The organism is Bifidobacterium sp. MSK.13.1 (genome assembly GCF_019131435.1).
GTDB lineage: Bacteria > Actinomycetota > Actinomycetes > Actinomycetales > Bifidobacteriaceae > Bifidobacterium > Bifidobacterium pseudocatenulatum.
This window is the reverse complement of sequence record NZ_JAHOMM010000002.1, coordinates 131,642-158,540: the sequence shown is the minus strand read 5'-3', so window position 1 is coordinate 158,540 and position 26,899 is coordinate 131,642. Positions and strand designations below refer to the sequence as shown.

General features: G+C 56.8%; 24 protein-coding genes, 2 tRNA genes and 1 riboswitch. Of the genes, 9 read left to right on the top strand and 17 right to left on the bottom strand.

Going from position 1 to position 26,899, the window contains the following annotated elements:
- Window positions 1-66 precede the first annotated feature (66 nt).
- Window positions 67-1,185, bottom strand: coding sequence for a GuaB3 family IMP dehydrogenase-related protein (locus KSY55_RS03385; protein ID WP_004221934.1), 1,119 nt, complete (start codon window positions 1,183-1,185; stop codon window positions 67-69).
- A 147-nt stretch (window positions 1,186-1,332) separates the two neighbouring features.
- Between KSY55_RS03385 and KSY55_RS03380 the strand changes: the two genes are divergently transcribed.
- Both KSY55_RS03380 and KSY55_RS03375 read left to right on the top strand, forming a co-directional pair.
- A complete protein-coding gene (locus tag KSY55_RS03380; protein ID WP_004221932.1) occupies window positions 1,333-2,553 on the top strand; it encodes an NADP-dependent isocitrate dehydrogenase in 1,221 nt (406 codons plus the stop codon).
- A gap of 155 nt (window positions 2,554-2,708) precedes the next feature.
- Window positions 2,709-4,241, top strand: a complete 1,533-nt coding sequence (locus KSY55_RS03375) for a substrate-binding domain-containing protein (protein ID WP_065434686.1) — start codon at window positions 2,709-2,711, stop codon at window positions 4,239-4,241.
- A gap of 140 nt (window positions 4,242-4,381) precedes the next feature.
- Here KSY55_RS03375 and KSY55_RS03370 read toward each other — a convergent pair whose 3' ends face one another.
- Together KSY55_RS03370 and KSY55_RS03365 are read right to left on the bottom strand one after the other, a co-directional pair.
- Complete coding sequence (locus KSY55_RS03370) at window positions 4,382-6,193, bottom strand: long-chain fatty acid--CoA ligase (protein ID WP_004221926.1); 1,812 nt, start codon at window positions 6,191-6,193, stop codon at window positions 4,382-4,384.
- 114 nt (window positions 6,194-6,307) lie between these two features.
- Window positions 6,308-6,919, bottom strand: a complete 612-nt coding sequence (locus KSY55_RS03365; RefSeq protein ID WP_022245198.1) for a M23 family metallopeptidase — start codon at window positions 6,917-6,919, stop codon at window positions 6,308-6,310.
- A gap of 160 nt (window positions 6,920-7,079) precedes the next feature.
- Here KSY55_RS03365 and KSY55_RS03360 point away from each other — a divergent pair, with 160 nt between their 5' ends.
- Entirely contained in the window at window positions 7,080-7,457 is a 378-nt protein-coding gene (locus KSY55_RS03360) for a hypothetical protein (RefSeq protein ID WP_022245197.1), read from the top strand.
- Window positions 7,458-7,489: 32 nt separating this feature from the next.
- Here KSY55_RS03360 and KSY55_RS03355 read toward each other — a convergent pair.
- The 3 genes from KSY55_RS03355 to KSY55_RS03345 all read right to left on the bottom strand — a co-directional run bounded on the left by KSY55_RS03355 (window position 7,490) and on the right by KSY55_RS03345 (window position 8,495).
- Window positions 7,490-7,565: transfer RNA gene (locus KSY55_RS03355), tRNA-Asn, on the bottom strand.
- 57 nt (window positions 7,566-7,622) lie between these two features.
- Window positions 7,623-7,695: transfer RNA gene (locus KSY55_RS03350), tRNA-Asn, on the bottom strand.
- Between the two features lie 98 nt (window positions 7,696-7,793).
- A complete protein-coding gene (locus KSY55_RS03345; RefSeq protein WP_065437844.1) occupies window positions 7,794-8,495 on the bottom strand; it encodes an ABC transporter ATP-binding protein in 702 nt (233 codons plus the stop codon).
- Between the two features lie 93 nt (window positions 8,496-8,588).
- On the opposite strand from KSY55_RS03345, the gene KSY55_RS03340 reads away from it, so the two are divergent.
- Both KSY55_RS03340 and KSY55_RS03335 read left to right on the top strand, forming a co-directional pair.
- Window positions 8,589-10,364 (top strand): bifunctional ADP-dependent NAD(P)H-hydrate dehydratase/NAD(P)H-hydrate epimerase, encoded by a 1,776-nt coding sequence (locus KSY55_RS03340; protein WP_217749533.1) that lies wholly within the window; start codon window positions 8,589-8,591, stop codon window positions 10,362-10,364.
- Window positions 10,365-10,456: 92 nt separating this feature from the next.
- On the top strand, window positions 10,457-11,092 hold the full coding sequence (locus KSY55_RS03335) for an HAD family phosphatase (protein WP_004221913.1): 636 nt from the start codon (window positions 10,457-10,459) through the stop codon (window positions 11,090-11,092).
- 225 nt (window positions 11,093-11,317) lie between these two features.
- Here the strand turns inward: KSY55_RS03335 and KSY55_RS03330 are convergent, their stop codons facing one another.
- From KSY55_RS03330 to KSY55_RS03320, 3 genes are all read right to left on the bottom strand, one after another.
- Window positions 11,318-12,088 (bottom strand): SdpI family protein, encoded by a 771-nt coding sequence (locus tag KSY55_RS03330; RefSeq protein WP_004221911.1) that lies wholly within the window; start codon window positions 12,086-12,088, stop codon window positions 11,318-11,320.
- Between the two features lie 11 nt (window positions 12,089-12,099).
- On the bottom strand, window positions 12,100-12,402 hold the full coding sequence (locus KSY55_RS03325; RefSeq protein ID WP_022245193.1) for an autorepressor SdpR family transcription factor: 303 nt from the start codon (window positions 12,400-12,402) through the stop codon (window positions 12,100-12,102).
- 290 nt (window positions 12,403-12,692) lie between these two features.
- Window positions 12,693-13,322, bottom strand: a complete 630-nt coding sequence (locus KSY55_RS03320; RefSeq protein ID WP_022245192.1) for a sugar O-acetyltransferase — start codon at window positions 13,320-13,322, stop codon at window positions 12,693-12,695.
- Between the two features lie 304 nt (window positions 13,323-13,626).
- Between KSY55_RS03320 and KSY55_RS03315 the strand changes: the two genes are divergently transcribed.
- Window positions 13,627-14,748 (top strand): 5-methyltetrahydropteroyltriglutamate--homocysteine S-methyltransferase, encoded by a 1,122-nt coding sequence (locus tag KSY55_RS03315; protein WP_117675147.1) that lies wholly within the window; start codon window positions 13,627-13,629, stop codon window positions 14,746-14,748.
- A 145-nt stretch (window positions 14,749-14,893) separates the two neighbouring features.
- Window positions 14,894-15,268, top strand: a complete 375-nt coding sequence (locus tag KSY55_RS03310; protein WP_022245191.1) for a low molecular weight phosphatase family protein — start codon at window positions 14,894-14,896, stop codon at window positions 15,266-15,268.
- 73 nt (window positions 15,269-15,341) lie between these two features.
- Here the strand turns inward: KSY55_RS03310 and KSY55_RS03305 are convergent, their stop codons facing one another.
- Entirely contained in the window at window positions 15,342-15,887 is a 546-nt protein-coding gene (locus KSY55_RS03305) for a GNAT family N-acetyltransferase (protein ID WP_117754664.1), read from the bottom strand.
- 192 nt (window positions 15,888-16,079) lie between these two features.
- A riboswitch (TPP riboswitch) is annotated at window positions 16,080-16,182 on the top strand.
- Between the two features lie 203 nt (window positions 16,183-16,385).
- On the opposite strand from KSY55_RS03305, the gene thiC reads away from it, so the two are divergent.
- On the top strand, window positions 16,386-19,025 hold the full coding sequence (gene thiC / locus KSY55_RS03300) for a phosphomethylpyrimidine synthase ThiC (RefSeq protein WP_118292647.1): 2,640 nt from the start codon (window positions 16,386-16,388) through the stop codon (window positions 19,023-19,025).
- 329 nt (window positions 19,026-19,354) lie between these two features.
- Window positions 19,355-20,278, top strand: a complete 924-nt coding sequence (locus KSY55_RS03295) for a LysR family transcriptional regulator (protein WP_004221895.1) — start codon at window positions 19,355-19,357, stop codon at window positions 20,276-20,278.
- Between the two features lie 115 nt (window positions 20,279-20,393).
- Here the strand turns inward: KSY55_RS03295 and pyrE are convergent, their stop codons facing one another.
- From pyrE to pyrB, 7 genes are all read right to left on the bottom strand, one after another.
- Window positions 20,394-21,089, bottom strand: coding sequence for an orotate phosphoribosyltransferase (gene pyrE / locus KSY55_RS03290; RefSeq protein WP_004221893.1), 696 nt, complete (start codon window positions 21,087-21,089; stop codon window positions 20,394-20,396).
- A 28-nt stretch (window positions 21,090-21,117) separates the two neighbouring features.
- Window positions 21,118-22,068: a dihydroorotate dehydrogenase gene (locus KSY55_RS03285; RefSeq protein WP_004221891.1), complete on the bottom strand. Its 951-nt coding sequence runs from the start codon at window positions 22,066-22,068 to the stop codon at window positions 21,118-21,120.
- Between the two features lies 1 nt (window position 22,069).
- Complete coding sequence (locus tag KSY55_RS03280; protein WP_065439672.1) at window positions 22,070-22,888, bottom strand: dihydroorotate dehydrogenase electron transfer subunit; 819 nt, start codon at window positions 22,886-22,888, stop codon at window positions 22,070-22,072.
- A gap of 75 nt (window positions 22,889-22,963) precedes the next feature.
- Window positions 22,964-23,926, bottom strand: coding sequence for an orotidine-5'-phosphate decarboxylase (gene pyrF / locus KSY55_RS03275; protein WP_004221887.1), 963 nt, complete (start codon window positions 23,924-23,926; stop codon window positions 22,964-22,966).
- The gene (locus tag KSY55_RS03270; RefSeq protein WP_022245185.1) at window positions 23,926-25,344 is read right to left on the bottom strand and encodes a dihydroorotase; all 1,419 of its coding nucleotides are present in this window, start codon (window positions 25,342-25,344) and stop codon (window positions 23,926-23,928) included. The genes pyrF and KSY55_RS03270 overlap by 1 nt, the downstream gene beginning before the upstream one ends.
- Window positions 25,345-25,347: 3 nt before the next feature.
- Window positions 25,348-25,773, bottom strand: a complete 426-nt coding sequence (locus KSY55_RS03265) for an aspartate carbamoyltransferase regulatory subunit (RefSeq protein ID WP_003834948.1) — start codon at window positions 25,771-25,773, stop codon at window positions 25,348-25,350.
- Window positions 25,773-26,786, bottom strand: coding sequence for an aspartate carbamoyltransferase (pyrB, locus tag KSY55_RS03260; protein WP_004221884.1), 1,014 nt, complete (start codon window positions 26,784-26,786; stop codon window positions 25,773-25,775). The genes KSY55_RS03265 and pyrB overlap by 1 nt, the downstream gene beginning before the upstream one ends.
- Between the last annotated feature and the right edge of the window lie 113 nt (window positions 26,787-26,899).

Below are 26,899 nucleotides of genomic sequence, written 5' to 3'. Positions count from 1 at the left end.
AAAGATCCTGCAGCATGACGCTGCAGGATCAATGAACCGTTATTCAGGCTTTACCGCAAAGCTCGTTCAGCGGGTCGGAGCGACCGTGACCGGGCAACGCTGGAAGCTCTTGAGATCGACATAGCCGGTGGTTGCCATGGCACGACGGAGCGCGCCAATGTAATTGGTGGTGCCGTCCGCATTGTGGCTGGGGCCGAACATGATATCTTCCAGGGTGCCGACGGTGCCGACGTTCGTGCGGAAGCCGCGCGGAAGCGTCTGATGACGGGCTTCGGCACCCCAATGCATGCCCTTGCCCGGAGCTTCCTCGGCACGGGCCAGCGGAGAGCCAAGCATCACGGCATCGGCGCCAAGCGCGAACGCCTTGATGAAGCTGCCGGAGTCGCCCATGCCGCCGTCGGCGATCACTTGGACGTAACGGCCGCCGGACTCGTCCATGTAGTCGCGGCGGGCTTCGGCCACGTCGGCGATGGCGGTGGCCATCGGAGCGTGAACACCGATGGTGTTGCGGTTCGCGGATACTGCGCCGCCGCCGAAGCCGACGAGCACGCCGGCCGCGCCGGTACGCATCAAGTGCAGGGCCGCGGTGTAGTTGGCGGCGCCGCCTACGATGACGGGCACATCCAGATCGTAGATGAACTTCTTCAGGTTCAATGGCTCGTGATCCTGGGAGACGTGCTCGGCGGAAACGACCGTGCCGCGGATGACGAACAGGTCGACGCCCGCTTCGAGCACGGTCGAATAATAGTCCTGCGTGCGCTGCGGGGACAGGGCGCCCGCAACGGTGACGCCGGCGTCACGAATCTCATGCAGACGCTCGACAATGAGCTCCGGCTTGATCGGCTCGGCGTAGATCTGCTGAATACGCTCGGTCGCGCTTTCGGCCGGCAGTTCGGCGATCTCGTCAAGCAGCGGCTGCGGATCGTCGTAGCGGGTCCACAGGCCTTCGAGGTCGAGCACGCCAAGCGCGCCCATCTTGCCCATGGCGATGGCGGTGGCCGGGCTGGTCACCGAATCCATCGGAGCGCCGATAACCGGCACGTCGAATTCATAAGCGTCAACCTGCCACGAGGTGGACACATCCTGCGGATCGCGAGTACGACGGGAGGGAACAATGGAAACGTCGTCCAGAGAGTATGCCAGACGGCCCTTCTTGCCCAAACCGATTTCAATTTCCTGAGACATGTTTTCAAGGCTAATGCTCAGCAATGACAGTATGCAAGAGCGTGTCACCTGCCGCCACACCGTTTTTTTGGACATTAACAGGTGCCGTTAACACGTTCGTTATAAGACAGGAACTTATCACCTTCAATCCCGACAGGAGGGCAACACATGGCCAAAATCAAGGTCGAAGGCAAGGTCGTCGAACTCGACGGCGACGAAATGACCCGCGTCATCTGGAAAGATATCAAGGATCGCCTGATCCTTCCATACCTCGACGTGGATCTCGAGTATTACGATCTCGGCATCGAAAACCGCGATGCCACCGACGATCAGGTGACCGTCGACGCGGCGAAGGCCATCCAGCGTGAACATGTCGGCGTAAAGTGCGCCACCATCACGCCGGATGAGGCGCGTGTCAAGGAATTCGGCCTGAAGAAGATGTGGAAGTCCCCCAATGGCACCATCCGCAATATTCTCGGCGGAACCATTTTCCGCGAGCCGATCGTGATGAGCAACGTTCCGCGCCTGGTTCCCGGCTGGACCAAGCCGATTGTAGTAGCCCGCCATGCGTTCGGCGACCAGTATAAGGCCACTGATTTCAAGGTTCCGGGGGCAGGCACGCTTACCGTCACCTTCACTCCGGAAGATGGTTCCGAGCCGATCGAACATGTCGTGTACAACTATGGTGCCGACGGCGGCGTGGCCCAGGTGCAGTACAACGTGAACGATTCCATCCGTGGTTTCGCCCGCGCCTGCTTTAACTATGGTCTGATGCGCGGCTATCCGGTGTATCTTTCCACCAAGAACACGATTCTCAAGGCATACGACGGCCAGTTCAAGGATACGTTCGCCGAAGTGTTCGAAAACGAATACAAAGACAAGTACGCCGCAGCGGGCCTGACTTATGAGCATCGTCTGATCGACGACATGGTGGCCAGCTCCCTCAAGTGGCATGGCGGCTACATTTGGGCCTGCAAGAACTATGATGGCGACGTGCAGTCCGATTCCGTGGCGCAAGGCTTCGGCTCTCTCGGCCTCATGACCTCCGTGCTCATGACCCCTGACGGCCAGACCGTCGAGGCCGAGGCCGCACACGGCACTGTGACCCGCCACTACCGCCGCTGGCAGAAGGGCGAGAAGACCTCCACCAATCCGATCGCATCGATTTTCGCTTGGACCGGCGGTCTCAAGCACCGCGCCGACTTGGATAACACTCCGGAAGTCAAGTATTTCGCCGAAACTTTGGAGAAGGTCATCGTGTCTACCGTTGAAGGCGGTCAGATGACCAAGGATCTCGCCATGCTCGTTGGTCCGGATCAGGCCTGGCTTGACACCGAAGGCTTCATGAACGCTTTGGACGAGAATCTCGCCAAGGCTCTGGCCGAATGACCTAGCCGAATAACCTTTGGCTGAACGGCCAGCAGCAGGCTCAAAAGGGCTGGATATGTATGGTTCACACGCATATCCAGCCCTTTTTGACGTCCGGATATTACAATCGGAGCTCAGCATAGGAATCATCATTCGATTTTCATGAAGGAAACGGCATGACACTGCACCGCACGACCGTGACGAAACGTCTGTTCGCACTGTTGGCATCGACCTCGCTCATCATGACCATGGGCGCCTGCTCATCCGCCAATGAAACGCAATCGCATGAAACGGACTCCCCCAGCACCGCCACTGCCACCGATGCCGGCAACGTGGTGATCTTCACCCCTTCGGACGGCATCACCATCTCCCAGCAGACGCCTCTGAGCAAATGGGAGAAGCTGGTGCCGGAAATCGTTTCATCATTGAAAGACAATGATGTCAAAGGCGCCAACATCACCGTCAAAGCGGCGCCAAGTCTCGACAAGCAAAGCCAAAGCGTGCAGGATTACGTGGTGAATCACGTCAACAGCACCAGCGACGATGCGGATTCCTCCGACAAAACCACTCTGGTAGTGGCGCCGGTGGCCGACACCACCGAATCCGACCGCCAATATGGAGACTATGTGTCGCACGCCATCACATGGAATGGGAGCTCCTCCGACGAAGACGCCCAGGACTACGCCCAATCCGCGGAACGTTTGGTTTCCGCATTGCAGCTCGCTCAAAACGAGGGCATGAAAGTCGTGTTAGTGTCGAACACGCTGCAGGGTTTCACTCCGGATGTGTACGTGCCGATGACCACGGCCGAGCAGATCGGCCAGCTTCAAGCCAAACAGCTGGTCAGCAAGCTCGAGCTCGACAAAACCAGCTCCGACAATCCGAAGCATATCGAAGTGCTACTCCCCTACGATGCCGCCAATGAAAGCGGCAGCACAGCGGACGCGACTTTCGCGCAAGGCGTGTTCAAAGGCATTTGGTCAGTGCTTGGACCGTATTTCAAAGATGGGAAGGCCGTTTCCCCATCCGGCACGCTGACCTCGTCGAGCACGGAATCCGATTGGGTGTCCGTGGCGTTCGACGCGGCGAAAAGTGAGCGGGTCAAATCCACGCTCGCCGGACGTCTCGGCATGGATAAGGACACATCGCGCCATACCCGCATCGACGGCATCATCTCCTGCAATGATTATGTGGCCGGCTATGCTTCCGAAGAGCTCAACGATCTTGGATATACCGGTTCGGCGGCCGACATCAACCCATCCATCACCATTTCCGGCATCGTAGACAATATCACCGGCAAGAAAGACCTGAAAAAACAGTCCGTTCCCGATCCTGCGCAGGCGCCTGAATCCGATGACGGCGATTCCGATACGGAGGATACCAGCGATTCCCTTGACGAGCAGAACTCGCAATGGCCGATCATCACCGGTTACGGCGCCTACGTCAGCTCCATACCGAATATCGTGAACGGCAAACAGTGGATGACCGCTTTGGAAAATCGCAAGACCTTAGCATCCGACATCGCACAGACCTGCGTGCAGCTCAACACGTCGGGCAAACTTGCGAAGCTGACGTTCATCTCATCCGTCGCCATGGAAGACATGAAAGTGCCGACCATTCAGGAAGAGGCGCTTGCGGTCAGCGCCAGCAATCTGAAGAAAACGCTGATCGAACCGGGATATATCTCGCTCGCCGAAGCAGGCTTGTAGACCGGCAACAAGGTAATCCGGATTATCAGACATAGGAAATCCGACAAGAGATGGAAAAAGCTGGCCTCCGTCGAACCGCCGCGACGGAAGCCAGCTTTTTATGTTGCGGCCGGCACATTCCTACCGCCGATCATCGCATTCTACTTCTTCGGAACGTAGATGACGGTGTCGATCAGCATGCGGTAGTGATCAACCACCGCCTGACGGCGTGCCTTCATGCTCGGCGTGACCAAGCCGTTTTCTTCGGTGAACTCGTCCGGCACGATTTCGAACTTACGGATCGATTCGGCACGGGATGCGAGCTCGTTGGCTTTGTTGACGGCACGTTCCACTTCGGCGCGCACGATCGGATTGCGGGAGGCCTCCTCGAGGGATGCCGCGCATTCCGCGCCTTTCGATGCAAGCCATGCGTTCGTTTCGCCAAGATCCAACGCAATGATGGCCGCTATGAACGGCTTGCGGTCGCCGATCATCACGCATTGACTCACCACGGGCGACGTCATGATCGACGCTTCCATTTCGCATGGAGAGACGTTCTTGCCGCCGGCGGTGATGATGAGGTCCTTCTTACGTCCGACGATGGAGACGAAGCCTTCGTCGTCGATGGAACCAAGATCACCGGTATGCAGCCAGCCGTCGACAATCTGCTGCCTGGTGACGTCGGGATTGTTGTGGTAGCCGGCGCATACGGCCGGGCTCTTGATGCACAGTTCACCTTCCTCGTCGACACCCATGGCCACGCCCTGCAGAGGCAGTCCGATGGTGCCAATCTTGTATCCGGAGGTCGGATTGACGCTTGACGGAGCGCAGGTTTCGGTCATGCCGTAGCCTTCCAGCAGCGGCAGTCCGACGCCATTGAAAAAATGCGCGATGGATGAATCAAGCGGAGCGCCTCCGGAAACCGCGTATTCCACATGGCCGCCGAACACGTCCATGATCGAGGAGTACACCAGCTTGTTGTACAGCGCATGCTTGAGATTCAAGACAACCGGAATGCCTTCGCCTGACTGCTGTGCGTACGACCAGTCGCGCGCCGTCTGCGTGGCACCTGCGAAAATACGTCCTTTGAGGCCGGCTCCGGCCTTTTGCGACGCCGCATTGTATATCTTTTCGAAGATACGCGGCACGGCAAGGATGAACGTCGGCTTGAACGCTTTGAAATCAGCCAGGATCGTCTTCAAGTTGCTGGATAGGCCGAGCGAGACGTTACCTGCGAAGCAGAAGAACTGCATGTAGCGTGCGAACACGTGCGCCAGTGGAAGGAACAGCAGCAGACGACGGTTCGGCTTCATCGCGATATCGGGCATGGAGCTAATGCCCGAATAGGTGATGAACACGAAATTGGAATGGGTGAGCTCAATGCCTTTTGGCGTGCCTGTGGAGCCGGAGGTGTACACGATGGTGGCGAGGTCCGATCCTTTGACCGCATGTTCGCGCTCTTGGAATTCGGCGTCGGACACGGCATGTCCGTATTCGATCATCGTGTCGATCGCGCCAAGTCCGATGACGTAGACGTCGCCAAGATTGGAGCATTCGTTTCTGATGGATTCGATCTTGTCGCGTTGCGCGTCATCTTCTGCGAACGCCATTTTGACGTTGGCGTCGTTGAAGATCATTTTGACCTGCGCGGGAGAATTCGTCTCGTATACGGGAACGGTGAGCGCTCCGATCGACATGATGGCCACGTCGAGCGCAGTCCACTGCCAGCAGGTGTGAGAGATGATGGACACCGATTCGCCGGGCATGATGCCTTGGGCGATCAGGCCTTTGGCGATGGCGATGACCTTGGCACGGAATTCGGTGGCGCTGAACGACGACCACTCGCCATGCTCGTTCTTGTATTCGACCAATGAATCGTTCGGAGTGCGGTTCGCTCGTTCATCAAGCACCGAGAAAATGTTCTTATCCGTGTCGATCTGCTGTTCCAAAGGCCGCGTGTATTCCTTGTACATGGCATTTCTCCCCTGCGTAATCGTCGTACATGTAGCATCATAGCCTGAGAGCTTCACTTTTTTCGACGAGGCCACGACGTATGGACAAAATCAATGGTTCTGTCGACCCCTGTTTCACAGGCCTTTCAATCCGATTCTCACCGTACGGGTTTTGCTTTCCGGATTGGTGTATTGCCGTCCTTCCGATTTTATCCCCCAATGCAGGCACCGCTCGTCGCAATGGTCGGATTCGCCCTCCACACGCGCGAAACGCTCCCCCTGCGCAACATGTGCGCCGACATCGCGTTCCGCAATGGCGGGTTCGAACGTCGAGGTCAGGCCGGAAAGGTCGCCTCCATGCCGGATGGTGACCACGGCTTTGCCTCCCACGTTGCCGCTGAAGGCGATCACGCCGTCCGCGGGCGCGACGATGGCTTCCTGAGGGTCCGCAAGCAGGTCGACACCCCGATGGCCTGGAAGCCACTGTTGTTTCGGCGCATCGTACTTGCCGACCACCTGCGCGCCGTTCAGCGGCCATCGCATCAGGACGGCGCAGGAACCGGACGCGGTCGCCGCATTCGTTTTCGCATACGTCGGTTCGGCCGACCATAGGCAGCACACGAGCAGCATGACACATGCCAGAGCGCATACGACCATGGTTTGGCGCAACTGCTGGCGGATGCGCTTCTTTTCCTCCTGTGCGATTCTGTTCCGTCGGATTCGCCTGCGATATTCACGTTCGTCCATGATGGCTCCTTCACGTTGCTGTGTTTGCGCCGTTGCGTTGTGCTGTGGTAAATCGCCAGCATGACAGTGTGAAGTTGTGCTTGTCCAGCTGAAACGGCCCTGTGGTCGGAGGATGAGTTATCCACAGGCTCCGGGCGTGTCTCGGCATACGATGGAACGTATGAGCGATAACACGTCACAGCGCAAAGCGTTGCAGCAACTGGAAAGCGAGTCCGATTACGATCGGATCACCTACTATCAGAAGCCTTTTATGGTGCTGTGGGCGGCCGTGCAGGAAGCGTCAAGCGAATTGCAGGACGATTACGCGCTCTCCCCCGAACTGGCGCAGTTGTGGGTTGCCGAGCAGATCCGCAAGGTGTCGGACTCGCTGGTGGACCGTCTTGCGGAAACGGCTTTGGCGCACGGCGAGTCGAAATCGAATGTGGCGCGCGCGGCCGGGGCAAGTCCCGCCAACGCGTTGCGGCGCTTTCCTCGGCTCAAGACCGATGGACCGCACGAGCGCACGCTGATCGACGACGTGCTTGATTCGTTAGAGTAACAAAAAGCCCTTGATTTCCAAGGGCTTTCATGTGGCTCCTGCGACTGGGCTTGAACCAGTGACCGTCCGATTAACAGTCGGATGCTCTGCCAACTGAGCTACGCAGGAATATTCTCCTGTTCTAAGCTTCTCCCCGACGAAAATCAGGAAAAACCTAAAAACGCGCTCCTGCGACTGGGCTTGAACCAGTGACCGTCCGATTAACAGTCGGATGCTCTGCCAACTGAGCTACGCAGGAATGTGCTTCCTGTACGGAATTGCTTCCGTGCACAAGTCACATATATTACACAAATCCTTTGTCTTCGCAAATCGAGTGTCGCACAGCGTGTCGCGACATCACCATTCGAGTTCCGCGATGTCCATCGGATGCTCGTTGACGTCGACGGCGGTGACCTTGCCATCATGCATGCGGATCACACGGTCCGCGATCGGCGCGATCGCGGAATTATGGGTCACGATCACCACGGTGGCGCCTTTCTTACGGCTCATGTCCTGCAGAATCTGCAGGACCTGCTTGCCGGTGTTGTAGTCCAACGCGCCGGTCGGCTCGTCGCACAGCAGGATCTTCGGATTCTTCGCCACAGCTCGGGCGATGGCCACACGCTGCTGTTCACCGCCGGAAAGCTGCGCGGGAAAATTGTCGACACGATCGCCGAGACCGACGTCTTCCAACACTTTGACGGCATCCTGAGCATCGGAAACGATCTGCGAGGCGAGCTCGACGTTTTCCTTCGCGGTCAAATTCGCCACAAGATTGTAGAACTGGAACACGAAACCGATGTCCGTCCTGCGATAAGCCGTCAGCTGTTTCGGGGAATAGTTGGAAATGTCGCGTCCGTCGATGACCACGCTGCCTTCTGAATTCGTGTCCATGCCACCCAAAATGTTGAGCACCGTCGACTTGCCCGCGCCCGACGCGCCCAGAATGATGGCCAGTTCGCCTTTTTCGATGCCGAAGCTCACATCATCGTTCGCGGTGATGGTGGTGGAACCCATTTGGTAACGCTTGTAACTATGCTGCATTTCGATATATGCCATTTTGGTCTCCATTCCACGCCGAAAAATCCTTGACTCCCAATATTACGACTACAGTAGGGATTGTTGCTCATAGACGACGAGGAAGGGAACGTTATGGACATCGCCGACGACGCCGACCGTTTGCAAACACTGCTGTACAGCGCTTACGATTCCGATACCGTGCGCGAGATGGAACGTCCGCTGCTTGACGACGGCGTGCCGCTGATGCGCATGGCCGCCTCGGCTGCGGCCCATGTGACCATGACACTGCTCGATGATGAGGACCTCGCCGTCGAGGACGCGCGGGTAGCCCTCCTTGTAGGGGCGGGAGATAATGGCGGCGACGGTCTATACGCCGGCGCGGAACTGGCGAACGAAGGCGCGCATGTCACCGCGATCGCCGTGGGACGTTCCCTGCACGAGGAGGCGTTCGGCGCGTTCGTGCATGCCGGAGGCCGTGTTCTCGTACTTGATCCCGCCGCCGAAATCCCAGGATGCACCACGGGTTTTTCCGCGGGAGAGGCCGGAGAACGACTGCAGGCCGCCGTTGAATACGTTCAGGGTTCCCATGTGATCATCGACGCGATGACCGGAATCGACGTAAGCGGCGCATTGCGTGGCATCGCAGGCGCCATCGCTTCCTCCTTGGGATTCGATGGCGAACTTCCCGACAGGCCCGCCCTGCCGAACAACGAGCCTTCCTCCGCCCTGCCGCTCGTCGTGGCGATCGACACGCCGTCCGGCGTTGGCGTAAATGACGGTTCGCTTCCAGGACCGTACATTCCTGCTGATGTTACGGTAACATTCGGCGCGATGAAGCCGTGCGCGATGGTGCCACCCGCCTCATACGCATGCGGCCGCCTCACTTTGGTCGATTTCGGTTTCGACATTGATGATTGCGTCCCCGCGGCCGAAATGACGGACGGCGATTCCGTAACGGATTCGATTCGCCTTCCGCAACTTTCGGACGGCAAGTATTCGCGTGGAGTGGTCGGCTTGGTGACCGGCTCCGCCCGTTACCCCGGTGCAGCCGTATTGTCGGCCACGGCGGCGGCGCGCGCCAACACTGGCATGGTGCGCTATCTCGGCCCGCAACGAGCGCAGGACATGGTGCTTTCCTCGTTGCCCGAGGCGGTGATCGGCAAGGGCCGCGTCCAATCATGGGTGGTTGGTTCCGGCGTTCCCACGGGTGACGACGAAGCCGCCGACACCGACATTCAACGCGAAACCATAACCGCGTTGTTGAAGCATTACGCACTGCAGGAAAAAACCGGCTCCAATGACGACGCCAGGAATGAAAGCGCCCTGGGCATGCCGCCGATCGTGGTAGACGCCGGAGCTTTGGACCTGCTGCCAGGCAAAGTGCCGGCTCAAGTGGTTGTCACCCCGCACGTCGGGGAGCTGGCCCGCATGTTGACTCGGCTAGACGGAAACGAAGCCAGCGTCGACAAAGTGCGCTCGCAGCCGCTCGCCTGCGCCCGCAGGGTCCATGAGCTGACCGGCGCGACCGTATTGTTGAAGGGCGCGGTGACCATGGTGGTCGGCACGGACGGCGAAGGCAACGAGCGGGTGATTCTTTCCGGACGCGCGCCGGCGTGGATGTCCACCGCAGGATCGGGCGATGTGCTTGCCGGCATGTTGGGCGCCCTGCTCGCGCAACAGGACGATATGCTTGCCGAGGATCCGGCATTAGTTCCCGAAGTCGTGGCGGCCGGAGCCTACATACATGGTCTTGCGGGCTCGATCGCATCGCGATCCGAACAGCGTGGATGGCATCGTCCGCAGATCTATGGGCATTCCAAAAAGCAGCATTTCGGGGAAATCGGCCATCCGATCATCGCGAGCGATATTATCGGCGGCATTCAGCCGGCATTTTTGCAATTACTTTAATTGCAAAACAAATTTACCGAACACCAGCCCCAACATCGGTGGCTTTGCGCTACACTAGCGTTGCCAATCCGTATTTTGCAGGAAGGATTTTCATGACCTCCCCCAGTGCCAACGTCACCGATGTGGTCTTTGATTTTTGCGGCGTGCTTATCGACTGGCAGACGCGCGCATGCCTTGAAGGCAGGTACCCCCAAGTGGTTGTAGACCGTATTTGCGCGGATAATGATCCGTGCGGCTTCTACGATTATGAGGATCGCATGGACCATGGCGAGGATTTCGAAGCCATTTATCCCGACGTGGTACGTGAACAGGGCGAAGAGATCGCCGAGATTTTCCGCGATTACATCGAACGTTACGGCGATGCGCTCCCCCGCATGATTCCGGATATGGAACAGCTGCTTCGTGATTTGAAGGCTGCAGGCTACGGCGTGTGGGGGTTGACGAATTGGTCGCATGAGACGTTCCATTTCGCATTCGAACGTTTCCCGCAGCTCGGCGAGCTGCTGCAGGGCACGGTGGTGTCCGGCGTAGAGAAGATGCACAAGCCGAATGCCGACATCTACGAACTGGCGCTGAGCCGTTTCAATCTCAGGCCGGAATCCAGCGTGTTCTTCGACGACACCGCGAAGAACGTCACTGGCGCACAGGCCGTGGGCATGCACGCGTTCCGCTTCACTAACGCCGGTCAGGCTCGCCGCGATCTGAAATCTTTGGGCATGGATTTCTGACTTTTTCAAAACGAACACTTGAATTAACAAAGGGTGCGGATCGCACGCATGTGAACCGCACCCCGATTGTTGGACTGAAGAAATTCAGATTCGATTCCTTCACTGTTTGCAATTGGTTCTCCTGAGTCCGTTCATTAAACTTTCCCAGATTGCCAACGGCGTTTGTCAACGTTGATTTGTGTTCTGTGTCAAGGCGACGGTATCTAGCGTCGCTATGACGTTACTTCAGTTTTGCCGCGAACCGCGACTGCGGCGGAACAACAGGTAGCTGTATACATAAGGAACGAGCGCTGCACCAACCGCTATCGTCACAATAATTGCGACCATGAGCATGTCGCCCACAGGCACGACAGAGCTGACAACACCCGCCACAATCAACAGCACTCCCAACACCATGAAAGAGATGCCACCCACACGCTGCGTACGCTTCCAATTGTTCTCGTCGACCAGAGCCCAAGGCGTTCTGATGCCGAAAGTGTAATTCTGGCGCATGCGCGGAAGGTAATTGCCTAAGCCGACGAACAGCGCGCCCAATACCACGCTGACAATAAGCCCAACGGGACCGCCGGTAGCTGGGATTACACCGAATGCGGTGGCTTCAGTGAACCATGTGACACCGCACATGATGAGTGTGAACGCGATGACGAATCCACGATACAGTCCGCTGGCCTTCATGTAGTTTTCTCCCTTGGGGTCCATCTTCGGGATGACGAGGAAAAGTCCCAAGCACAGCAACGGCAATACATCAAGAATCAACGTTACGGCACGCGGGCCATAACCATTGACCGAACCATCGGCACCCCAATGAATCGGCACGTTTTCGGGAAGCCGACTATAGCAGGCAAGATGTGCGATGATGTTGACTACACACAGTGCAACAAGCGCAATGCACAGATTGCGTCCGATCGGAGCGATCTTCTCCCCCGAATCAGTCTTGTTCTTGTCTTCGGCATTGTTGATGTTGTTTTTTAAATCGTTCAAGTTGTTCCCGCGCATAAGACCCTCCTTTATTTATTGTCTGTTTGATCATTCGCTTGATTGACGTTTCCATCGCCGTCCATGAATCCCATGAACCATCCGATCAGATCCTGCATCACCGTGGTGTTGAGACTGTAGATGATGTTCTGCCCGTGCCGTTCGTCGGTTACCAGTCCCGCGGTTTTCAACGTGGTCAGATGGTGGCTGATCGACGGTTTGCTCATGTTGAATTGTTCCGCAAGTTCACCAGCCGTCATGTCACGTTCGCGCAGCAATTCCAAAATGCGCCGTCGCGTGGGATCGGAGAGCGCTTTGAATCCCTCCCCTGCCATACATTCCTCCTTCACTTCGCAATGTTCACACATTTTCTTATTTAGATAATTATCTAAATATCTACCGCGGACATGCGTGCGTTACGTTTCGCACGTTATGGTGGGAAGCATGATTGATTGGAGCAACCAGGACTGAGTTTTCAAAGAAGGCGCACCTTGCCCGTGTGGTGGAGCAATGGTGCGCCCGGTATTTCGCTTGACAGTCGCAAATTATGAGATCGTGGATCTGTCATAACGACTAGTCCACGATGATTCGACCTGTTTGAACGGTTGGTCGATAGTGATTTGTTTTACTGCTTCTGGTCATAGGGTGGGTTGATCATGCGGTCACGCCAATAGTAGACGTCATCATGTTCGCCGATTTCGCGATACACCTTGCATGGCTGTCCGAATGCGACCATATTGGCGGGAATATCTTTGGTAACCAGCGAGCATGCGCCAATCACCGAATTGTCGCCAATGGTGACGCCGGGAAGCACGGTAACGTTGGCGCCCAACCACACATTACGGCCGATGGTGACCGGCAGAGAATACTGTGTGACCTTCTCGCGCAGGTCAGGACGAATCGGATGGCCGGTGGTAATGATAGTGCAGTTCGGGCCGATCATGGTATGTTCGCCGATATGCACTTCACCATCATCAACTAACGTAAGGTTGAAATTGGCGTAAGCGTGCGCACTGAAATACGTGTTGCATCCCCAATTGGCATGTAACGGCGGTTCGATATAAGCGTCCTCGCCGAATTCGCCAAGCAGTTGGCGTGCGATTTCGTTGCGTTGCGTCATTTGACTGGGGCGGGTTGCATTGAAGTCGTATAGCAGTTCCATCTGTTCCTTCTGTGCTTTGATCATCTCTTCGTCATCGCAGGTGTAGATCAGTCCGGAATTCATAGTGTCAAGCACTCGTTGCGGCACAGTCATGGCAGCCTCCTTGCAGTCGTTCATGTCCGTTGCGATTATATACGAACACAACGCAACTCATGTCGTGATTCCGCATGCCTTTCGCGATTCTTTGCACAATCATCGGCCGCGCGTCTGCCAATATCGGAACGCCATGCAGTGTCATTTGCCCCCATTTATTCCAGCATTGAAAACTCTGCGGACGGACGGAAGTACGTTGTCAACCAGGCGGATGGAATGCGTCGCGTTCGCAGGTGGTGGGATAGCATATTGTTGGTTTTGTCGTTGTGATTGTTAATCGCAAATCAATAGCCAAAGGAGAATCATGGCATATTCCAAGAATGCGCCGTTCCGCGCCGATGTGGTCGGTTCTTATCTGCGTCCGGACGAACTCAAGCAGGCTCGCGCAGATTATGCTGCAGGCACCATCGATGCCGCTGGGCTGAAGGCCGTCGAAGACAGGCTGATCACTGATCTGGTTGCCAAGCAGAAGGCCGCCGGCCTGCATGTCATCACCGATGGGGAATTCCGTCGCGGCTGGTGGCATTTCGATTTCATGTGGGGCTTCAACGGCGTGGACCATGTTTCCGCCGCCCATCGCGTTGCCTTCCATGACGAGGTCACTCCCGCCGACACTGCCACGGTGACCGGCAAGCTCGACGGACACGATCATCCGTTCGTGGAGCATTTCAAGTTCGTCAAGCAGTTTGAAGATGACAATACCGTTGCTCGCCAGACCATGCCTTCCCCAGCGCAGACCCGTTTCGTGCTTACCGGCAACAAGAACGCCTACCCGTACGACGAGTTCTACAAAGATGACGACGAGCTGACCGCGGATATCGTGGCCGCATACCGTCAGGTCATTGCCGACCTGTATGCCGCCGGCTGCCGTAACGTGCAGTTCGATGACTGCACTTGGACTCGCCTGTGCGACAAGAGCGTGCGTGAGCGTCTCGGCTGGAGCGATGAGGATGCGGCCCGCCTGCAGCAGGAGAATCTTGACGTGATCAACACAGTGATCGCAGACCAGCCTGATGATTTGGTGATCAACACCCATATCTGCCGTGGTAATTTCCATTCCACGTGGCTGTCGTCCGGCGGTTATGCTCCGGTCGCAGCCAAGCTGTTCGGCGAAGAGAACGTGGACGCCTACTATCTGGAGTTCGACGACGACCGTTCCGGTGACTTCGCGCCACTGGCTGAGGTTTCCGGCGATAAACAGGTTGTGCTTGGCCTCGTCACCTCCAAGAGACCGGAACTTGAAGATCCGGAAGTGATTAAGGCTCGCATCTCCGAAGCGGCCCAGCATGTGCCGCTCGACCGCTTATGCCTGTCCACCCAGTGCGGTTTTGCCTCCACTGAGGAAGGCAACAAGCTCACTGAGGAGCAGCAGTGGGCCAAGATCGCACTCGTAAGGTCCATCGCCGAAGAAGTCTGGGGCGAATAATCCAAGCCAATGCCCGGTACGACCAGCTTATGACATGGTCGTACCGGGCATTGTGTTATTCGATGATGTGAACGCGGAGCATTGGGCGAAACGTATAATACGGGACAGCAATCGTGAAATCATAACATCGCAGACAGGGAAAGCTATGAGAAAAGTGGCTTTTATTTGCATGCATAATTCATGCCGCAGCCAGATTGCCGAAGCGTTGGGAAAGCATCTACGCGGAACCGATTGTGATTTTTATTCCGCAGGTGTGGAAACCAAGCCGCAGATCAATCAGGATGCCGTACGACTCATGAAAGAGCTTTACGGCATCGACATGGAGAAAACGCAATACTCCAAGCTGATTTCGGATATTCCAAAACCTGACACCGCGATCTCCATGGGCTGCGACGTGGGATGTCCCTATATCGGCAAGGCTTTCGACGATAATTGGAATCTGCCAGATCCAACCGGGCACAACGATGAAGCTTTCATTGACGTCATCCGTCGCATCGAGGAAAACATCATGAAGCTCTAAAGGGTCTTGACCAGCATCCGTTCGAAGCCCACCAAGACCCTTCCAAAGCATTCTAGGTTAGCTTCTAGCACAATCAGCAGGCAGCTAAATTTTGCCAGCGTGATTTGGTAAGAACATTCACGTGCCCGACACGCACCTCGTGCATAAGAGGCACCGGCACCTCATCACACGTGTGATGATAGACAAAACCAACCTTCTCCTGCACCCGCTTCGACTTCAGATTGCCGTCATAATAACCGCACCAAATCGCACTCATACCAAGATCAACAAAACCATGACGGATAACCTCCTTGGCTGCCTCCGGCATATAACCCCTCCCCCAGAAAGGCTTGCCCAGCCAGTAACCCAACTCACACTCATCATCACGATCCGTCATATCCGTATGACCATTAAGCTTTAACTCAATCGAACCAATGGGGTTATTGCTGCCGCGCTCGCAAATCGCGTAGCATTCCTTGCCATTGAGCACATGACGAATCGTATTGAGACTTTCTTCTTTCGATCGGTGTGCGGGCCAGCCCGCGACAGGCCCGATATCCGGATCTTTCGCATAGGAGTACAAGCTTTCCGCATCTGTTTCCGCCCAAGCCCTCAATGTCAGCCGTTCCGTTTCCAACATGTAGTCGACCTCTTTCACACGCAATGCATTGAACTGAAGTATAGATTAGCCTGCAAGGAGAGTTTGCTGTGAGTTGCGCGGCGGAGGCGTGACGCGGATGGAGGCGATACATGCGAAAGTGACGGCTGGCCTGACTCTCCTGTGGGCTTCGATGAAAGTTACGTCCAGTGCAGGGCGTAGATTCATAGCCAACACGTAAAGCAGGGGGGCTCCCCAACGGAGCTGAGATAGGCGAATGCCTGACCCTTTGAACCTGTTGGTTAACACCATCGTAGGGAGCGAAGAATGAGTGTCGTAGCGCACACGCATTGCCAGCGTCAATTGGCATCCGTAAAAGTCTGCGCAGCAGATGCGTCGACCAAACAGTCTGCATCACGCAATCATCAATCGTGATTCCGTTTTCTATCCCGTATAACCGAGCATACGGGCGCGTCAGCATACCCATTGCCTGCGAAATCAAGTTTTCCCAACCCAAAACATCATAATCAAGGGGGAATCATGAGCAATTATCCATATGCGTCGATGCGAGACAGCTTCGACCTGAGCGCCTATTTTGTGGTAGGACCACAGGATTGCAAAGGCCGACCGATCACCGACGTCATCGATGACGCATTGCGCGGGGGCGCAAGCTTCATCCAACTGCGCGTCAAAGACGCTGACGCGAAGGATCTCACCGACATGGCGCGTGATATCGCGCAAATCATCGAAGACAACAATAAGTCGGATTCCGTGGCATTCGTGATCGACGACCGTGTGGACGTGGTCTGGCAGGCCCGCAGCAAAGGCATCAAGGTTGACGGCGTGCACATCGGACAGACCGATATGGAACCGCGCGAAGCCCGTGCACTGCTTGGCGAAGATGCCATCGTGGGCTTGTCCGCCGAAACGGAAAGCCTGGTCAAACTCATCAACGAATTGCCCGACGGCTGCATCGACTATATCGGTGCGGCACCACTGCATGTTTCCGTCACCAAGCCGGAAGCGTCCGTAGGCGGCAATGACGGTTCCGGTCGCACGCTTGACGAAGAGCAGATCAACACCATTTGTTCAGCCAGTGGTTTTCCGGTAGTGATAGGCGGTGGCGTGACCGCAGATGATATGGAGATGCTGGCGCATTCAAAGGCGGCAGGCTGGTTCGTGGTGTCCGCGATTGCAGGAGCTGATGATCCGGAAGCTGCAACCCGCAATATGGTAGCGCGCTGGAAAGCCGTACGTGGCGACACGAAGCACGGGTACGCGCCGCGCGTGAAAGCCCAGAAAACAGCGGAAATCAACACTGACAACACAGCCGACGGCGCATCCGGCGAAAAGAAGTTCACCAATGCGAAGGAAGCCAAGGCCGCCTCCAAGCTTGCCAAGCAACAGCGCGTCGACATTGCCGCACGTGATTCCAAGCAGCGAGACAAAGCACATATTCGCAAAACCACGCCGGTGCATTTCGAAAACGAATTCGGTTCCTACGATCTGCAAGTGCCGTACACTGAAATCAAACTGTCTGACACTCCTGGCGTCGGACCGAACGCACCATTCAAGGATTACAACACCGAAGGTCCGAAATGCGATCCGAAGGAGGGTCTCGCTCCCCTACGTTTGGACTGGATTCTTGACCGTGGAGACGTCGAAGAATATGAAGGACGTCGCCGCAATTTGGAAGATGACGGCAAACGCGCCATCAAACGTGGCAAGGCTTCCAAGGAGTGGCGTGGTCGCCAGCATAAGCCGATGAAGGCCAAGGATCATCCGGTGACGCAAATGTGGTACGCGCGCCACAACATCATCACGCCGGAAATGCGCTATGTGGCGGAGCGCGAGCATTGCAGCGTGGAATTGGTACGCAGCGAACTGGCCGCAGGGCGTGCGGTCATGCCTTGCAATATCAACCATCCCGAAGCTGAACCCATGATCATCGGCTCGAAGTTCCTCACCAAGCTCAACGCCAATATGGGCAATTCGGCGGTCACTTCGTCTATTGACGAGGAGGTGGAGAAGCTCACGTGGGCCACCAAGTGGGGTGCCGACACTGTGATGGATCTGTCTACCGGCAACGACATTCACACCACTCGTGAATGGATTCTGCGCAACTCCCCCGTGCCGATCGGCACCGTGCCAATGTATCAGGCGCTCGAAAAGGTGGAGGATGATGCGTCCAAGCTCAGCTGGGAACTGTTCCGCGACACAGTGATCGAACAGTGCGAGCAAGGCGTGGATTACATGACGATTCACGCCGGTGTGCTGCTGCGTTTCGTGCCGTTGACGGCGAATCGTATGACGGGCATCGTTTCGCGTGGCGGTTCGATCATGGCCGAATGGTGTTTGCAGCATCATCAGGAAAGCTTCCTGTATACGCATTTCGATGAGTTGTGTGAGATCTTCGCCAAGTACGATGTCGCATTCTCACTGGGTGATGGACTTCGTCCGGGATCGCTTGCCGATGCGAACGATGCGGCACAGTTCGCCGAACTGATGACTTTGGGCGAGCTTACGCAGCGCGCATGGGAACACGACGTGCAGGTGATGATCGAAGGACCCGGCCATATTCCGTTCGACACCGTGCGCATGAACATCGAGATGGAAAAGGCGATCTGCAAGGACGCGCCGTTCTATACGCTTGGACCGCTCACCACCGACACCGCTCCCGGCTACGACCACATCACGTCGGCGATCGGCGGTGTGGAAATCGCCCGCTATGGCACTGCCATGCTGTGTTATGTGACGCCGAAGGAACATCTTGGGCTGCCAAATAAGGACGATGTGAAGCAAGGTGTGATCGCATACAAGATCGCCTGCCATGCGGCTGATATCGCCAAGCATCATCCGCATGCCATCGACCGCGACAATGCCATGAGCAAGGCACGTTTCGAATTCCGTTGGCTTGACCAGTTCAACCTGAGCTACGATCCGGACACCGCCATCGCGTTCCATGATGATACTTTGCCGGCCGAGCCTGCGAAGATGGCGCATTTCTGTTCGATGTGCGGTCCGAAGTTCTGCTCCATGGCCATCAGCCAAAACATCCGCAAAAAATTCGGTAATGCCGAAGCACAGGAGAAGCTCGTCGCCGACGCGCAAACCATCGCTGCCGGCATGCAAGAGATGAGCGAGCGCTTCCGCGAGCAGGGCGGCCATCTGTACCAGTAGACCGAACTGTAGTAGGTTGTGACGAACGGGATTGTCTGGTGTGTAGAAAGCCGGGCAATCCCTTTTTGTCGCTTATGCCGATATGGAGCACTCCGATAGGGGCAACTCTTTTGCTTGTGGGCCTGACCCGTCAAGCCGGTCCGCTCCCATTGGGCGAACACCTGACCGGTTTTGTCGAGCACGGTTTGTGGGGTTTCCAACTGTGTGCGATCCTCGTCAAGCTGCAATTGGTTTTTCACGTCCTTGATCTGCGCGATCGGCAGTCCACTATCCAGACAAGAGGGTATAAGCACTCCCCCACGGTCAGTACATGGCTCTAACCTGAATTTATGACTCTTCTTCAGCTGAAATATATTGTGAAAATCGTGGAATGCGGTTCCATGAACGAAGCCTCGCACGAGCTGTACGTGTCACAGCCCGCGTTGAGCTCGTCTGTGAAGGAACTCGAGAATGAGCTTGGCATCGAGATCTTCACCCGCTCGTCGCAAGGCATCGCCTTGACCGTGGACGGAGCGGAATTCCTCACCTACGCGCGCCAGGTGCTCGATCAGGCGTCGCTGCTCGAAGAACGTTACAAGAACGCGAAGCCACGCAAGCAGCTGTGTTCCGTGTCCACACAGCATTACATGTTCGCCGTCGAAGCGTTCGTGGAAATGATCAACTCCATCAAATCCGACGAATACGAGTTCACCATTCGTGAGACGCGCACCAAAGACATCATCAACCAAGTGGCGAACATGCTTTCCGAAATCGGCATCATCTACCTGTCCGATTTCAACAAAGACGTGATTGGCAAGATGTTGCGCGAAAAGCATTTGGAATTCCATCCACTGTTCCGTGCTCCGTTGCATGTGTTCATTTCACGCAACAATCCACTGGCCGGCAAGAAGAAAGTCACGATGGACGACTTGAAGCCGTTCCCGTTCATCCAGTACGAGCAGGGCGAGGAGGGCAGCTTCTTCTTCGCCGAAGAGGCGGTCTGGCCGGAATACTCCCCCAAGCAGATCAACGTGACCGACCGTGCGACGATTCTGAACTTCATCATCGGTCTGAACGGCTACACCGTGTGCACCGGCATCGACAACGGCGATCTCAACAATGAGAAAATCGTGACCGTGCCGCTTGACACCGATGAGACCATGCTGGTCGGCTGGATCACGAACGAGCGTGCGAAGCTGTCGAAGGCCGCGGAAAACTATTTGGAGAAGCTCAAGTCGGTGGTGGCCGACCATGGATACAACCTGATCGACTGAATGCACTCATCAACTGGATGCACTCTGATATGAGATTGAAAAGTGCCTCGCACCGATGCTTTCGATTGGTGTGAGGCACTTTTCATATGTCAACTATAGGACCCGCCTATAGAATTCAGGCACCATACTGCTCCAGATAAGCGTCGGCAGCGGCCTTGATCTCGTCGGTCACATACGCGGTGCCGTCAGCGGTTTCGATATGCTGGCCGGCCTCGAAGATCTCGCGCACGTTGGCAATGGCGAATACCGGGAAGCCGAACTCTGCTTCGACGGCCTTCACCGCGGACGTGTCGGAATCCTTGGTCTTTTCCATACGATCCACGGAAAGCACCAAGCCGACGACCTCCACATCCGCTTCGGCCTTGAGCTTGGGAATGACCTCGCGTACTGCGGTGCCTGCGGTCATCACATCGTCGACGAGCAGTACCTTCATGCCGTCGGTCAGCTGGGTGCCGACCATCATGCCGCCGTCGCCATGATCCTTCTTCTCCTTGCGGTCGAAGGTGTAGCCGACTTCCATACCGTGGCCGGAAGTCAGAGCGATCGCGGTGGAGACGCCCAGCGGAATGCCCTTGTAGGCAGGACCGAAAATGGTGTCGATGTCGTTCGGCAGATTGCCTGCTTCGATTTCCGCCGCGATCTTCTCCGCATAGAATGCGCCGAGCGTGGCGATCTTACGTCCGTCGTTGAATGCGCCCGCATTGATGAAATACGGCGACTTACGACCGGACTTCAGCGTGAACTCGCCGAATTTCAGCGCCTGCGCTTCCAGCAGGAACTTGGTAAAACGGTGGTCGAGGGATTCAGTCATGTCATGCTCCTTTGATGAATGATCGAGGTCAACGCCAAGTTTCGCCCTTGGCGAGCTTGTCTGCGAGTTCGGGACGTGCGTCGAGCAGCTCGTCGAGTTCGCGGGCCACACGCAATGGCGCGGTCGGTTCGAACAGTGCGGCCGCACCGACTTCCACGGCGTTCGCTCCGGCATACAGGTATTCAAGCGCCTTCTCACCGGAATCGATGCCACCGATGCCGATGATCGGAGTGTTCGGTAATGCGGAGCGGGTCTTCCACACGGCCACGAGTCCCATCGGCAGCACGGCCGGTCCGGAAACGCCGCCGGTCACATGGTCGATGATCGGTTCTCCAGTGCGAATGTTGATGCGCATGCCGAGCAGTGTGTTGATCATGCTCAGCGCGTCGGCGCCGCTTTCCACGGCCGCGCGGGCAGGCACGGTGATGTCGGTGACGTTCGGCGTGAGCTTGACAATCATCTTCTTGTCGGTGAGCTTGCGCAGGCGGGTGATCAGACGGCTCAACGCCACCGGATCAGTGCCGACGCTCATACCTCCGGCGGACACGTTCGGGCAGCTCACGTTGATTTCCAGCATGTCTGCCGGAGAATCATTCAGCTTGGACACGACTTCGACATAGTCGTCGTCGCAGTGACCGGCCACATTGGCGATGACCGTGGCGTTGATGGCCTTGAGCTTGGGCAGGTCGTCTTCCAAATAATGGTCCACACCCGGGTTCTGCAGGCCGACCGCGTTGATGTTGCTGGATGGGCCTTCAGCGGTACGAATGCCGGGATTGCCTTCCCATGGCACCGGGGAGACGCCCTTGGTGGTGACCGCGCCCAGTTGGCTCACGTCGTAGAACCAGCGGACCGCCGCATACTGGAAGGTGCCGGAAGCCGTGGCGACCGGATTCTTCCACGGCACGCCCGCCACCTGCGTGGGATGCTTCCACTCGTACGAACCGTACAGGTTCTCATGCTGGGTATCGTCGATCATCTCATTCACCCCATCCCAAACGTTCGCGAGTAAAGACCGGACCATCGGAGCAGACCTTCAAACGTCCGTCCAACGTGTCGACCGTACACAGCACGCAAGTGCCATAGCCACAGCCCATGCGCTGTTCCAAGCTCAGCTGGCACGCCATGTCACGCTTCACGGCCCATGCGGCGACGGCCTTCATCATCGGCAGAGGACCGCAGGTCAGAATCACCGGCTTGAGTCCCGAATCCATCAACTCGCCTTCGATGCGGTCAAGCAAGGTGATCACGTTGCCTTCGCTCTCGTCGATGCTGTACACCTTGTCGGCATACTTGCCCGCATATTCGTCGCCGAAACGCACGTTGCGGTAGCCGAACACCGCGGTGCTGACCGCGCCTTCGATGCCGGCGATATGCTGTGCCGCATGCACGAGCGGAGGCACGCCAAGACCTCCTGCCACGAGCACATAATTGGCGGGCTCCTTGGTCTTGAACGAATTGCCGAGCGGGCCCATCACACGAATGGTGTCCCCAGCTTTCAATCCGGCAAATTCTGCGGTGCCCTTGCCTACCACGGCGAACATGAGGCTGACTTCGTCGCCGTTGGTTTCGCAAACGCCGAACGGACGCGGCATCAGCTTGCTTGGATCGTTGGAATATACGTCAACGAATTGTGCCGGCTTTGCATGGCTGGCGATGTATTCGTCACGGAACGTCAAACGGTACACGCCGTCAGTCAGTTCCTGATTGTCAACGACCTCGACTTCATGCCGGCTCGGGAAAAAGCCTGCCGCAGTCGCTTCGGCAACGGTCGGAACGAACGTTGTTGCGGTGGTCATGAACTCCCTCTCTGTTACGTTCGATGGTTTGGTGGTTGTTTTTCTTTCAGATTGAACAGTTGGCCAGTCGGCAGGTTACGGCAAGACCGCACGCAGATTGTCACGCATATCTTTGGCTGCCTCACGGGCTGATTCCGCAACCAGATCCAGAGCATCGTCGGCGCTCATGGATTCAGAATACTTGCCGGACTTTTTCCATGCACCGATAACGCCACGTGACGAGTTGACAAGCGCACCCATGCCGTCACGGTCGAACATGCCGGCCACACCTTGCGCGGTGCCGCCTTGAGCGCCGTATCCCGGTACAAGGAAGAACGTGTGCGGCATGCGTGCGCGCAATGCCTTGCCTTCCTCTGGGTGCGTGGCTCCGACCACTGCGCCTACACGTGAATAGCCGTTCTTGCCGATGGTTTCGGCGCCCCAGCCTTCCACCAGATCGGCGACATGCTCGTATACGCGTTCACCGGAGGCGAGTTCAAGTTCCTGCAGTTCACTGCTAGACGGATTGGAGGTGCGTACAAGCACGAAAATGTCTTTGTCGTTGGCGGTGGCGGCGTCGACGAACGGTGTGATGCCATCGGTGCCGAGGTATGGGTTCACGGTCACCGCATCCTCATGCCATGGATCATAGGCGGTGTCGTCCAATCCTATACCGCTGAGGTGATGAGCATATGCAGCCGCGGTAGAGCCGATGTCTCCGCGCTTGACGTCGCCGAGCACGTACAGGCCCTGCTGCTTGGCGTATTCGCAGGTCATGGTGTAGGCGTCGATGCCTGCCGGACCGAGCGTCTCATACATGGCGATCTGCGGTTTGACCGCAGGCACGATGTCTGCGACGGCGTCGATGATGGCGCGGTTGAATTCGAAGAAGGCCACGGAAAGCTGCATGGACGGCGCTTCCGCCGGATCTTCAACCTGTTCGCTGATTTCCTCGGCAAAGCCGGCCACGATTTGCGCTGGCACGAGCGCTTCGGTCGGGTCAAGTCCCACAACGCTCGGATTCTGCTTGGCTTCGATTGCTTCGATCAGGCGATCCATCAATCCTCCTTGTTGATACGGCTGAAGACTAGTTTCGAGCCGATGATGGTGGCGAGCGGACGGCCGGTGACCTGCCATCCACCAAACGGGGTGTTACGAGCCGAGGAATGGAATCGTTCAGGATTCACGGTCCATGCCTCGTCGGTGTTGAGCACCACCAGATCCGCGCGGTCTTCTGCAGGAACCTTGACGAGGTCCAGCACGCGTTTGGTGTCGTCGTCTCCGGGGACGGCGTCTGCGTATTCGTCAAGCAACGCTGTGACGTCGGCCTTGCTGTGGCCCATAAGTTCGGCTGGCGCAGTCGACATGAGTTCAATCAGGCGTTCGTCGGAGATAAAGCCACCGTCCACAAGAATCTTGTGGCATACGCCATACGCGCATTCAAGACCAATGATGCCGTTCGGAGCATCGAGGAAACCAAGGTCCTTCTCTTCCATGGTATGCGGTGCATGGTCGGTGGCCAGCAGATCGACGGTGCCGTCAGCTACGGCTGCGATGGTTGCCTTGCGATCCTCTTCGGAGCGCAACGGCGGATTCATCTTGGCGAGAGTGCCGTATTTCAGCAATGCTTCATCGCACAACGCAACGTAGTGCGGTGCAGTTTCGCACGTGATCGGTAAGCCTTCAGCTTTGGCCTTGCGAATCGCGTCGAAAGAAATCGCAGTGCTGACATGCTGGAAGTGCACATGCACGCCGGTTTTGCGCGCCATCTCGATATCGCGTTCGACGATTTTCAGTTCGGTATCTTCGGGAATGCCGGGTACGCCCAGTTCTCGTGATACGGGACCTTCATTGACCGCCCCGGTGTCGTGGTGTTCGCAATGCTCGATCAGGTATAAGCCTGATTTCTTGACGTTGTCGAACACTTGGTCGAGGATTTCCGGTGTTACCGCGGAACCGTCATCGCTGATGGCGGTCACCGGGTGGCACAGCTGGTAGGCGTCCTTGTTGTCGTCATCGTGTTCAGGCAGGTAGCCGATCCAGTCGGCCACGTCGGTTGCTTCCTTGCCTGCACGCCCTTTGGAAGCGCATACGCACAGGTCATAACGCACCGGCAAGGTCACATCATGGGCTTGTTCGTAATGCTGCAAATAGTCGATGACCGTGTCGAAACCGGCGTCGAGCACTTCACTGGCGCCCGGTTCCCCCGCCGTCACCTTCACGCCATCCATGGCGGGAACGGTGTTCGGCATGATGAGCACGTTCGTATACCCGCCAGAGGCGGCAGCCGCGCAACCGGAAACCATGGATTCCTTGTAGGTCTGGCCCGGATCGCGGAAGTGGACGTGGGGATCTTCGAATCCCGGGGCGATGGTCATGGCCGAAGCGTCCACCGTTTCATCAGCGTCAGATGGGACGATCAGGTCGATGACTTCGCCGGTGTTCCAAACCTTGATGTCGTGAAGGGTGAGGGTCATGGGTCAGAACTTCGCTTCCTCGTCACAGTAGTCGCAGCGGTATTCCTGACGGTCGGAATGCACCAGGTGGAACATCTGTACGGCCGGCTCGGTGGTAGTCACGCAGCGCGGGTTCACGCATTTGATGATATTGACCACATGTTCCGGCAGTGTAGGCTGCTTTTTCTCTACGATTTTACCGCCGCGCACAATGCCGACGGTTGCGGTGCGTGCCACAAGGCCGAGCACGTCAAGGTCGATGGTTTCGGCTTCCTCTTCGCTTTCGATTTTGATGATGTCTTTGGTGCCGAACATGTGGCTGTCGGTGTTCATGATCAGCGCGAGCTTGGTCTTAGCCGGATCAATTTTCAGGTATTCGAGCACCTTGAGCGCGGTGCCAGCAGGCACATGGTCGATGATGATGCCGTTCTGAATGCTGGTGACTTCCATCAGGCTGCAACCTCCTTGGATTCAAGCGGTTCATATCCCGGCAGTTCGTCTCCGACCACCGAGCTTTCCAATGCCATGCGCATAAGCATGCCGTTCTTGACCTGTTCGAAGTAGGCAGCGCGTGGGTCGTCATCCACTTCGACGGCGATTTCGTTGACTCGCGGCAGCGGGTGCAGCACGGCCATGTCTTTCTTGGCGTAAGCCATCTTGGCTTCGTCGAGAATGTAGGTGTCGCGCAGTCGCAGATAGTCGTCTTCGTTGAAGAAGCGTTCCTTCTGCACTCGGGTCATGTACAGCACGTCGAGATCGCCGATCACGGAAACGAGATCCTTGACTTCCGTGTAGGAGCAGGAGTCGGTGGCGTTGATGCGGTCGAGCACATACTGCGGGGTCTTGAGCTCATCCGGGCTGATCAGCACGAAGTTCACGTTGCCGAAACGGCACAGGGTTTCGATCAGGGAATGCACGGTGCGCCCGAAAGTCAGATCGCCGCACAGTCCGACAGTCAGATTGTTCACGCGACCGAAGCGCGACTGCATCGTCGCAAGATCGGCCAGAGTCTGCGTGGGGTGCATATGTCCACCATCGCCGGCGTTGATGACCGGCACGGAGGCTGCACGGGACGCCACGAGCGCGGCGCCTTCCTTCGGGTGGCGGATCGCCACCACGTCCACGTAGTTGGACACGGTTTTCAGGGTGTCCGAAATGGTTTCGCCCTTGGTCACGGAAGCGAGCTGGGCGCCGGCGAAGCCGATCACCTTGCCGCCGAGTCGGAGCATGGCGGTTTCAAAGCTCAGACGCGTACGGGTGCTGGGCTCATAAAATAAAGTGGCGAGCACCCTGCCATCGCAGGTGTGCGCCACTTCTTTACGATGAGAATCAATGTACTGCGCCTTGTGGAGTAATTCCTGAATCTGGCGAATGGAAAGATCATCCAATGTGATGACGCTTTTCCCGACCATCGGCGTTTCAACCGCCTGTTCGAGTACTGAAGACAACGGCTCACCTTTCATGCAACTTGTGGTTGAAGGTGGCCACTCGAAGTGACCTAGCCAACTATAGCCTGAAATGCAGACCCTGCCAGTTCACCGCGTGTTCACAAGTATTCGTGGCGCAACCTCCATCC

Bases quoted from the DNA above. Each gene is read 5' to 3' on its own strand.
- KSY55_RS03385 (WP_004221934.1), bottom strand. From the start codon at position 1,185: ATGTCTCAGGAAATTGAAATCGGTTTGGGCAAGAAGGGCCGTCTGGCA.
- KSY55_RS03380 (WP_004221932.1), top strand. From the start codon at position 1,333: ATGGCCAAAATCAAGGTCGAAGGCAAGGTCGTCGAACTCGACGGCGAC.
- KSY55_RS03375 (WP_065434686.1), top strand. From the start codon at position 2,709: ATGACACTGCACCGCACGACCGTGACGAAACGTCTGTTCGCACTGTTG.
- KSY55_RS03370 (WP_004221926.1), bottom strand. From the start codon at position 6,193: ATGTACAAGGAATACACGCGGCCTTTGGAACAGCAGATCGACACGGAT.
- KSY55_RS03365 (WP_022245198.1), bottom strand. From the start codon at position 6,919: ATGGACGAACGTGAATATCGCAGGCGAATCCGACGGAACAGAATCGCA.
- KSY55_RS03360 (WP_022245197.1), top strand. From the start codon at position 7,080: ATGAGCGATAACACGTCACAGCGCAAAGCGTTGCAGCAACTGGAAAGC.
- KSY55_RS03345 (WP_065437844.1), bottom strand. From the start codon at position 8,495: ATGGCATATATCGAAATGCAGCATAGTTACAAGCGTTACCAAATGGGT.
- KSY55_RS03340 (WP_217749533.1), top strand. From the start codon at position 8,589: ATGGACATCGCCGACGACGCCGACCGTTTGCAAACACTGCTGTACAGC.
- KSY55_RS03335 (WP_004221913.1), top strand. From the start codon at position 10,457: ATGACCTCCCCCAGTGCCAACGTCACCGATGTGGTCTTTGATTTTTGC.
- KSY55_RS03330 (WP_004221911.1), bottom strand. From the start codon at position 12,088: ATGCGCGGGAACAACTTGAACGATTTAAAAAACAACATCAACAATGCC.
- KSY55_RS03325 (WP_022245193.1), bottom strand. From the start codon at position 12,402: ATGGCAGGGGAGGGATTCAAAGCGCTCTCCGATCCCACGCGACGGCGC.
- KSY55_RS03320 (WP_022245192.1), bottom strand. From the start codon at position 13,322: ATGACTGTGCCGCAACGAGTGCTTGACACTATGAATTCCGGACTGATC.
- KSY55_RS03315 (WP_117675147.1), top strand. From the start codon at position 13,627: ATGGCATATTCCAAGAATGCGCCGTTCCGCGCCGATGTGGTCGGTTCT.
- KSY55_RS03310 (WP_022245191.1), top strand. From the start codon at position 14,894: ATGAGAAAAGTGGCTTTTATTTGCATGCATAATTCATGCCGCAGCCAG.
- KSY55_RS03305 (WP_117754664.1), bottom strand. From the start codon at position 15,887: ATGTTGGAAACGGAACGGCTGACATTGAGGGCTTGGGCGGAAACAGAT.
- thiC (WP_118292647.1), top strand. From the start codon at position 16,386: ATGAGCAATTATCCATATGCGTCGATGCGAGACAGCTTCGACCTGAGC.
- KSY55_RS03295 (WP_004221895.1), top strand. From the start codon at position 19,355: ATGACTCTTCTTCAGCTGAAATATATTGTGAAAATCGTGGAATGCGGT.
- pyrE (WP_004221893.1), bottom strand. From the start codon at position 21,089: ATGACTGAATCCCTCGACCACCGTTTTACCAAGTTCCTGCTGGAAGCG.
- KSY55_RS03285 (WP_004221891.1), bottom strand. From the start codon at position 22,068: ATGATCGACGATACCCAGCATGAGAACCTGTACGGTTCGTACGAGTGG.
- KSY55_RS03280 (WP_065439672.1), bottom strand. From the start codon at position 22,888: ATGACCACCGCAACAACGTTCGTTCCGACCGTTGCCGAAGCGACTGCG.
- pyrF (WP_004221887.1), bottom strand. From the start codon at position 23,926: ATGGATCGCCTGATCGAAGCAATCGAAGCCAAGCAGAATCCGAGCGTT.
- KSY55_RS03270 (WP_022245185.1), bottom strand. From the start codon at position 25,344: ATGACCCTCACCCTTCACGACATCAAGGTTTGGAACACCGGCGAAGTC.
- KSY55_RS03265 (WP_003834948.1), bottom strand. From the start codon at position 25,773: ATGGAAGTCACCAGCATTCAGAACGGCATCATCATCGACCATGTGCCT.
- pyrB (WP_004221884.1), bottom strand. From the start codon at position 26,786: ATGAAAGGTGAGCCGTTGTCTTCAGTACTCGAACAGGCGGTTGAAACG.